The following is a 6,908-nucleotide window of genomic DNA, read 5'->3' as shown; positions in this document are numbered from 1 at the left end:
GGGCGCAGGTGAGGAGTGATCGTGGCAGGCAAGGCTGTCGAGAAGCGCACCGGTACGGAGGTCGACCCGAGGGACGAGCCGTCGGCCGAGTGGGGCTGGCACGGCTCCTTCCCCAAGGCCACGCGAGCCGGTGCCCTCGTTACGGGCATTCTCATGTTCGTCATGCTCTACGGAAACCACGAGAACCGCACCGAGGACATCGTTCTCATCGTCATCGGCGCCACTCTCATCCTGGGCGTGCTGTTCGACATCAGGCGCAGCCGCACCGCTTGGCGCAGGTAGGACGCAGGTAGAACAAGGCCAGGGCTCCATCGTCCACGGCGCCGAAGCGACCGGAAGGCCTCGGTTCGAGGCCTTCCGGTCATTCATCGGCCGCGAGCTGGCCACAGGCCGCCGCGATCTCCTGACCGCGGGTGTCCCGCACCGTGCAGGCCACGCCACCGGCGTTGACCCTGCGTACGAACTCCCGTTCCACGGGCTTCGGACTGGCGTCCCACTTACTGCCCGGCGTGGGGTTCAAAGGAATGACGTTGACGTGCACGAGCCGGCCGAGATGTTCCCGCAGACGTTCCGCCAGCAGGTCGGCACGCCACGGCTGGTCGTTCACGTCCCGGATCAACGCGTACTCGATCGACACGCGCCGCCCGGTCCGGTCGGCGTAGTAGCGAGCGGCCCGCAGAACCTCGTCGACGGACCAGCGGTTGTTCACCGGCACCAGCTCGTCGCGCAGTTCGTCGTCCGGCGTGTGCAGCGACACCGCCAACCGCACCTGTAGGCCCTCGTCGGCCAGTTTCCGGATCGCCGGCGCCAAGCCCACGGTGGATACCGTCACCGAGCGCTGCGAGATGCCCAGCCCGGAGGGAGCGGGGTCCGTGATGCGCCGCACCGCCGCCAACACCCGCTTGTAGTTGGCCAGCGGTTCCCCCATGCCCATGAACACGATGTTCGACAGCCTGCCCGGCTTCGGTGTTCCGTCCGGACCCGGCATCAGCCCGTCCCTCATCACCGCCGCGGCGGCACGTACCTGGTCGACGATCTCGGCCGTCGAGAGGTTACGGGTCAATCCGCTCTGCCCTGTCGCGCAGAAGGGACACGCCATGCCGCAACCGGCCTGACTCGAGATACACAGGGTGGCCCGGTCCGGATAGCGCATGAGGACGCTCTCCACCAGGGTGCCGTCGTGAGCGCGCCACAATGTCTTGCGCGTACTGCCCCCGTCGCAGTCCACGGCACGCACCTGCGTCAGCAGTGACGGCATCAGCTCGTCCACGAGCTTCCGTCGCGACGCCGCGGGAATGTCGGTCATCGCCTCCGGGTCCACCGTCAGGCGCGAGAAGTAATGATGCGACAGTTGTTTGGCGCGGAAGGGCTTCTCCCCCAGCTCGGTCACGGCCTCCGCCCGTTCGGAGAGGGTGAGGTCGGCGAGATGCCGCCGAGGCAGGCCACGGCGGGGAGCGTCGAAAACCAGAGGCAATGCAGTCATGACTCAGACAAGTGTCCCACGTCCGGCCGACGCCTTCGCCGCCCGCACCCCCACGGGCTTACGCCGTACCAGCACCCGATAGCCCACGGGCAGCTCCAGGCCGTCTGTCCGGCCACGGTTGAGCCGCACGGTCTCCACCACGGCCCGCGCGGCCACCCTCGGACTGAACTCGATACGCAGGATCGCCTCCATGCTCGCGCGGTCCGGGAACCACCACCGCGTGGTGAGCCGGTGGCACGCGAATCCCTCTCGCTCGAAGAACCGGTCCACCTCGTCAGGCCGGTAATGAGGGATGTCGGCCAGCATCCAGTCACCGTAGGGCGGCTTACGGGTGTCGAGATCCACCACCACGAGTGCGCCTCCCGGCCGCAGCACCCGATCGGCCTCGCGCAGTCCCGGCTCGCACCCGGGACCGAAGAAATACGCGGTACGCGCGTGAACCAAATCGACACTGGCGTCGGGCAGCGGCAACCGTTGTGCCGTACCCCGCAACACGTTGATCCGGGGATGTCCGGCCACCCGGCTCTGTGCCCTACGCACCAGCGGAGGGTGCGGTTCGACACCGACGACCGAGCTGGCCGTCGCGGCGAACCGAAGCAGATGGAAACCGTCGCCACAGCCCACGTCCACGACGTCCGCCGCAGGCCAAGGCACCTGCGCTGCGAGGTGTTCCCAGAGCACGTCGTCGACGTCCTGAGCCTCGTTCTCCCGCTCGTAGAGCTCGGTGTGGTACCAGATGTTAGGACTTGGCACAACCTCCACTCGGCGGCCAAAGATTTTCACGTACCCAAGCCTAATTCGCCACGCGAAGTAATACGACCAGAACTGTCAGCAGCAGAACTCGCGAAGACACACCGCAGTGCGCCCACGGACCCGGGCAGGTCAGCGTTCGCCGTGACCGACCACTCCTGCCCGGGTTCTCGACGCGAGCGAGGCCGCGGGAAAGAAAACCCACGGCCGGGATCCGAGACAACTACACCGGGACGAAAGCACTGAGCAACAGCCAGGACACCACGGCCGACGGCAGCAGAGAATCGAGCCGGTCCATCAGCCCACCGTGACCCGGCAGGGTGTTGCCCATGTCCTTGATCCCGAGATCACGCTTGAGCAGCGACTCCATGAGATCGCCGAGCGTGGCCGACAGCACGACAGCCGCGCCGAAGAGGACGCCCTCCCACGCATGGCCGTCGAGCAACAACATCACCGACAACGCTCCGCCAGTGACTCCGGCGACGAGCGAACCCGCGAAGCCCTCCCAAGTCTTCTTGGGACTGATGGTCGGCGCCATCGGATGCTTGCCGCGCAACACTCCGGCCACATAGCCGCCCGTGTCGCACGCCACGACAACGATCATGAACGACAGCACTCGGCCGACCCCGTCCTCGGGCGGCACCAGCATCGCGGCGAACGACGCGAACAACGGCAGATACGCTGCCGCGAACACCGAGGCGCTCACATCACGCAGGTAGCCGTCCGCGCCCGCGGGCAGCCGCCACAGCAGACACCCGATCACCGTCACGACGAACGCCGTCATCGCGCCCTGCTGCCCGAACGGCCACGCCAACCAGATCATGGCCTGGCCACCGACGAGCACGGGAACCAGCGCGATCCTGATACCCGCCGATCGCCGGAACGCGGACGCCAGCTCGACAGTGCCGACCACGATCGCCGCCGCGATGATGCCGATGAACAGATAGCGGACGGTGAACAAGGACCCCAGGATCGCCGCGCCCAACGCGACCCCGACAGCAATGGCCGCGGGAAGGTTACGCCCGGCTCTGGACGATTTCCCGCTAGGATCCGCCGACCCGCCGGGTTCCGCCGCGCTCTCGCGCTCACCCTGGTGGTCGCTCACTGTTGTCATCAGACCTCGAGGAGCTCGGCTTCCTTGTTCTTGACGAGCTCATCGACCTGGTGGACGTAACGGTCCGTCAGGTTCTGCAGCTCCTTCTCGGCACGGGCGACCTCGTCCTCACCGGCCTCGCCGTCCTTGGCGATCCGGTCGAGCTCTTCCTTGGCCTTGCGCCGCACGCCGCGAATGGAGATCCGGGCCTCCTCGCCCTTGCTCTTCGCGACCTTGACCATTTCCTTGCGGCGTTCCTCGGTGAGCTGAGGAATCACCACGCGGATGATGCTGCCGTCGTTCGTCGGGTTCACCCCGAGGTCGGATTCCCTGATCGCCTTCTCGATAGCCGCGAGCTGCGAACCGTCGTAAGGCTTGATGATGGCCATCCTGGCTTCGGGGATGTTGACGCTCGCGAGCTGGTTGAGCGGCGTGGGCGCTCCGTAATACTCCACAACGATGCGCGAGAACATCGCGGGAGTGGCCCTACCGGTACGTACCGACGCCAGTTCCTCCTTGGCGAAGGAGACCGCTTTCTCCATTTTTTCTTCGGCGTCGAAGAGGGCTTCGTCGATCACGGCTACTCCAGATGTGTTGGTGTACTGACCAATGTGCCGATCCTCTCACCACTCACCGCCCGAGCAATGTTGCCCTCGGTGAGAAGGTTGAACACGATGATCGGCATGTTGTTGTCCATGCACAGGCTGAAGGCCGTGGCATCGGCGACCTTGAGACCCTGCTCCAGAACCTCGCGATGGGCGATCTCGTCGAACAGTTTCGCGCCGGGGTCCGTACGCGGATCAGCAGAGTAAACGCCGTCGACGGCCTTCGCCATCAACACCACGTCACAACCGATCTCCAATGCCCGCTGGGCAGCGGCGGTGTCGGTCGAGAAGTACGGCATCCCGGTGCCCGCACCGAAGATCACGACCCGGCCCTTCTCCAGGTGCCGCTCGGCACGACGCGGGATGTAGGGCTCGGCGACCTGCCCCATCGTGATCGCCGTCTGCACACGGGTGGGCACGCCTTCCTTCTCCAGGAAATCCTGCAACGCCAGCGAGTTCATGACCGTGCCGAGCATGGCCATGTAGTCCGCCCTGTCACGGTCCAGCCCGCGCTGTGACAACTCGGCGCCCCGGAAGAAGTTGCCACCCCCGATGACCACGGCCACCTGCACGCCGTTACGGACGACATCGGCGATCTGCGCAGCCACCGAGTGCACCACATCGGGGTCGACGCCGACGGAACCACCGCCGAACATCTCCCCACCCAACTTGAGCAGCACCCTCCGGTAACCGTGCTTCGACCTGCCGGTACCGTCCTCGTTCATTTCGCCTCCGCCCGCTCTAGTGCTGGGGTGTGTGCTGCCGCTTTTCACAACTGTGCCCCGCCTCCTGATCTGGCGGGAGACGGGGCACAGTCGCCTATTTGCCAAGGCTATGCCTGGCCGACCTCGAAACGCGCGAACCGGGTGACGGTCACACCCGCCTCGTCAAGCAGGTCCTTCACCGTCTTCTTGCTGTCCGTGACCGACTGCTGCTCCAGCAGCACGACGTCCTTGTAGAAGGCATTGAGCTTGCCTTCGACGATCTTCGAGATGGCCTGCTCCGGCTTGCCCTCGTCCCGAGCGGTCTGCTCGGCGATCCGCCGCTCGTTCTCGACGACGTCCGCGGGCACCTCGTCACGGGAGAGGTACTTCGGCTTCAGCGCCGCCACCTGCAGCGCGGCGTTGTGGGCCGCTTCGGCGTTGTCGCCCGTGTACTCGACGAGCACGCCGACGGCCGGGGGCAGCCCGGCACCACGACGGTGCAGGTAGGTGGTGACCTTCCCGTCGAAGGCGACCGCGCGGCGCAGCTCCAGCTTCTCGCCGATCTTGGCGGACAGGTCCTGGATCGCGTCGGCGACGGTCTTGCCGTCCTCCAGCTTGGCGCCCTTGAGCTGTTCCGCGTCGCTGCTGCGCAGCTTCTTCGCCGCTTCGACGATCTTGTCGGCCAGCGCGCCGAACTCCTCGTTCTTGGCGACGAAGTCGGTCTCCGAGTTCAGCTCGATCAACACGCCGCCGTCACCGGCGACGAGCCCCTCGGCGGTCGCGCGCTCAGCACGCTTGCCGACGTCCTTGGCGCCCTTGATGCGCAAGTACTCGACGGCCTTGTCGAAGTCGCCGTCGTTCTCCTCCAGGGCCTTCTTGCAGTCCATCATGCCCGAGCCGGTGAGCTCGCGGAGGCGCTTGACGTCTGCCGCGGTGTAGTTCGCCATCGTGCGTTGTCCGTTCCTTCGTGCGGTGCGCGGGAAAGTGGTCAGGAAGCAGTGGTCTGTTCGCTCGACTGTTCGGAGGCAGAGCCCTCGGAACCGGCGAGCAGCTCCTGCTCCCATTCGGGAAGCGGCTGGTCCGACGTCGAACCAGCATCGGGCTTGTCCTCGCCCTCCGCGGCCGCGCTGTTACGGCCGGAACGCGCCATCAGACCCGCGGCCGCGGCCTCGGCGACGACCTTGGTCAGCAGAGCGGCCGAGCGGATGGCGTCGTCGTTGCCCGGGATCGGGTAGTCGACCTCGTCGGGGTCGCAGTTCGTGTCGAGGATCGCGACGACCGGGATGTTGAGCTTGCGCGCCTCGTTGACGGCGATGTGCTCCTTCTTGGTGTCCACGATCCACACGGCGCTGGGAACCTTCGACATGTCGCGAATACCGCCGAGGGTCCGCTCCAGCTTGTCCTTCTCCCGCGTGAGCGTGAGGATCTCGCGCTTGGTCAGGCCCTGGAAGCCGCCGGTCTGCTCCTGCGACTCCAGCTCCTTGAGCCGCTGCAGACGCTTGTGCACGGTCTGGAAGTTGGTCAGCATGCCGCCCAGCCAGCGCTGGTTGACGAAGGGCATGCCGACGCGCCCCGCCTCGTTGGCGATGGCTTCCTGCGCCTGCTTCTTCGTGCCGACGAACAGGATGGTGCCGCCGTGGGCGACCGTCTCCTTGACGAACTCGAAGGCACGGTCGATGTAGGACAGCGTCTGCTGCAGGTCGATGATGTAGATGCCGTTGCGCTCAGTGAGGATGTAGCGCTTCATCTTCGGATTCCAGCGGCGGGTCTGGTGCCCGAAGTGCACGCCGGAATCGAGCAACTGCTTCATGGTGACGACGGCCATGGCCGGATTCGCACCTCTTCTGTGTTGAGCGTGCCGCGAGGGCACGCGTGGCCGGTTGTCGCGGAGAACCGGGTGATCCTCCGCCCTGGTGCCGTGCGGACGCCCGGACTCCGCGGGACTCACCGCCCGTGGAGACCGCCGAGCACCCGTGTTCCGCGCCGCCGCCCAGTGACGGTCACCGTCCGGTACCGCGGAACGCGCACGTGCACGCGAAGTCAGTCTGTGTGCACACAGACTGCGAGAACCAGTGTACGACGCCACGTGGCAGGACCTCGACTCGGCGGCCGGTTATCCACAGGTTCGACCGCCTTCGGTCCCCGTCGGGTCGGGCCTCGCGGCGCACGGACACGGTTGTCCACAAGCTGAGAAATCGGGCTTCCGCCTTCTCCTTCTCCACGGCCACGCTGGTCGCTATGCCGACCCTTTCACCGAGAAGCAGACCGCGAGC

At 66.3% G+C, this 6,908-nt stretch carries 8 protein-coding genes; 1 reads left to right on the top strand and 7 read right to left on the bottom strand.

All coding sequences use genetic code 11. The features are described from left to right. Nucleotides 1-21: 21 nt before the first annotated feature. Nucleotides 22-282: a DUF2631 domain-containing protein gene (locus tag M7H19_RS10660; protein WP_298180325.1), complete on the top strand. Its 261-nt coding sequence runs from the start codon at nt 22-24 to the stop codon at nt 280-282. Between the two features lie 79 nt (nt 283-361). Here M7H19_RS10660 and rlmN read toward each other — a convergent pair whose 3' ends face one another. The 7 genes from rlmN to rpsB all read right to left on the bottom strand — a co-directional run bounded on the left by rlmN (nt 362) and on the right by rpsB (nt 6,460). Then, on the bottom strand, nt 362-1,483 hold the full coding sequence (rlmN, locus tag M7H19_RS10655; RefSeq protein ID WP_298180323.1) for a 23S rRNA (adenine(2503)-C(2))-methyltransferase RlmN: 1,122 nt from the start codon (nt 1,481-1,483) through the stop codon (nt 362-364). A gap of 3 nt (nt 1,484-1,486) precedes the next feature. Then, entirely contained in the window at nt 1,487-2,266 is a 780-nt protein-coding gene (locus M7H19_RS10650) for a class I SAM-dependent methyltransferase (RefSeq protein WP_298180321.1), read from the bottom strand. A gap of 190 nt (nt 2,267-2,456) precedes the next feature. Further along, nucleotides 2,457-3,347 (bottom strand): phosphatidate cytidylyltransferase, encoded by an 891-nt coding sequence (locus tag M7H19_RS10645; RefSeq protein ID WP_298180319.1) that lies wholly within the window; start codon nt 3,345-3,347, stop codon nt 2,457-2,459. Further along, entirely contained in the window at nt 3,347-3,904 is a 558-nt protein-coding gene (frr, locus tag M7H19_RS10640) for a ribosome recycling factor (RefSeq protein ID WP_298180317.1), read from the bottom strand. Before frr ends, M7H19_RS10645 begins: the two co-directional genes overlap by 1 nt. Before the next feature lie 2 nt (nt 3,905-3,906). After that, a complete protein-coding gene (pyrH, locus tag M7H19_RS10635) occupies nt 3,907-4,656 on the bottom strand; it encodes a UMP kinase (RefSeq protein ID WP_298180315.1) in 750 nt (249 codons plus the stop codon). Nucleotides 4,657-4,763: 107 nt separating this feature from the next. Beyond that, entirely contained in the window at nt 4,764-5,582 is an 819-nt protein-coding gene (gene tsf, locus M7H19_RS10630; protein ID WP_298180313.1) for a translation elongation factor Ts, read from the bottom strand. Nucleotides 5,583-5,623: 41 nt separating this feature from the next. Then, nucleotides 5,624-6,460, bottom strand: coding sequence for a 30S ribosomal protein S2 (gene rpsB / locus M7H19_RS10625; protein WP_298180310.1), 837 nt, complete (start codon nt 6,458-6,460; stop codon nt 5,624-5,626). Nucleotides 6,461-6,908 lie beyond the last annotated feature (448 nt).

It is taken from the genome of Saccharomonospora sp., assembly GCF_027317685.1.
Taxonomy (GTDB): Bacteria; Actinomycetota; Actinomycetes; order Mycobacteriales; family Pseudonocardiaceae; genus Saccharomonospora.
The sequence above is the reverse complement of the archived record's forward strand: the minus strand, read 5'-3'. Positions and strand labels throughout refer to the sequence as shown.

Excerpts from the sequence above, each read along its gene's own strand:
- pyrH (WP_298180315.1), bottom strand. The coding sequence starts at position 4,656 with ATGAACGAGGACGGTACCGGCAGGTCGAAGCACGGTTACCGGAGGGTG.
- tsf (WP_298180313.1), bottom strand. The coding sequence starts at position 5,582 with ATGGCGAACTACACCGCGGCAGACGTCAAGCGCCTCCGCGAGCTCACC.
- rpsB (WP_298180310.1), bottom strand. The coding sequence starts at position 6,460 with ATGGCCGTCGTCACCATGAAGCAGTTGCTCGATTCCGGCGTGCACTTC.
- M7H19_RS10645 (WP_298180319.1), bottom strand. The coding sequence starts at position 3,347 with ATGACAACAGTGAGCGACCACCAGGGTGAGCGCGAGAGCGCGGCGGAA.
- rlmN (WP_298180323.1), bottom strand. The coding sequence starts at position 1,483 with ATGACTGCATTGCCTCTGGTTTTCGACGCTCCCCGCCGTGGCCTGCCT.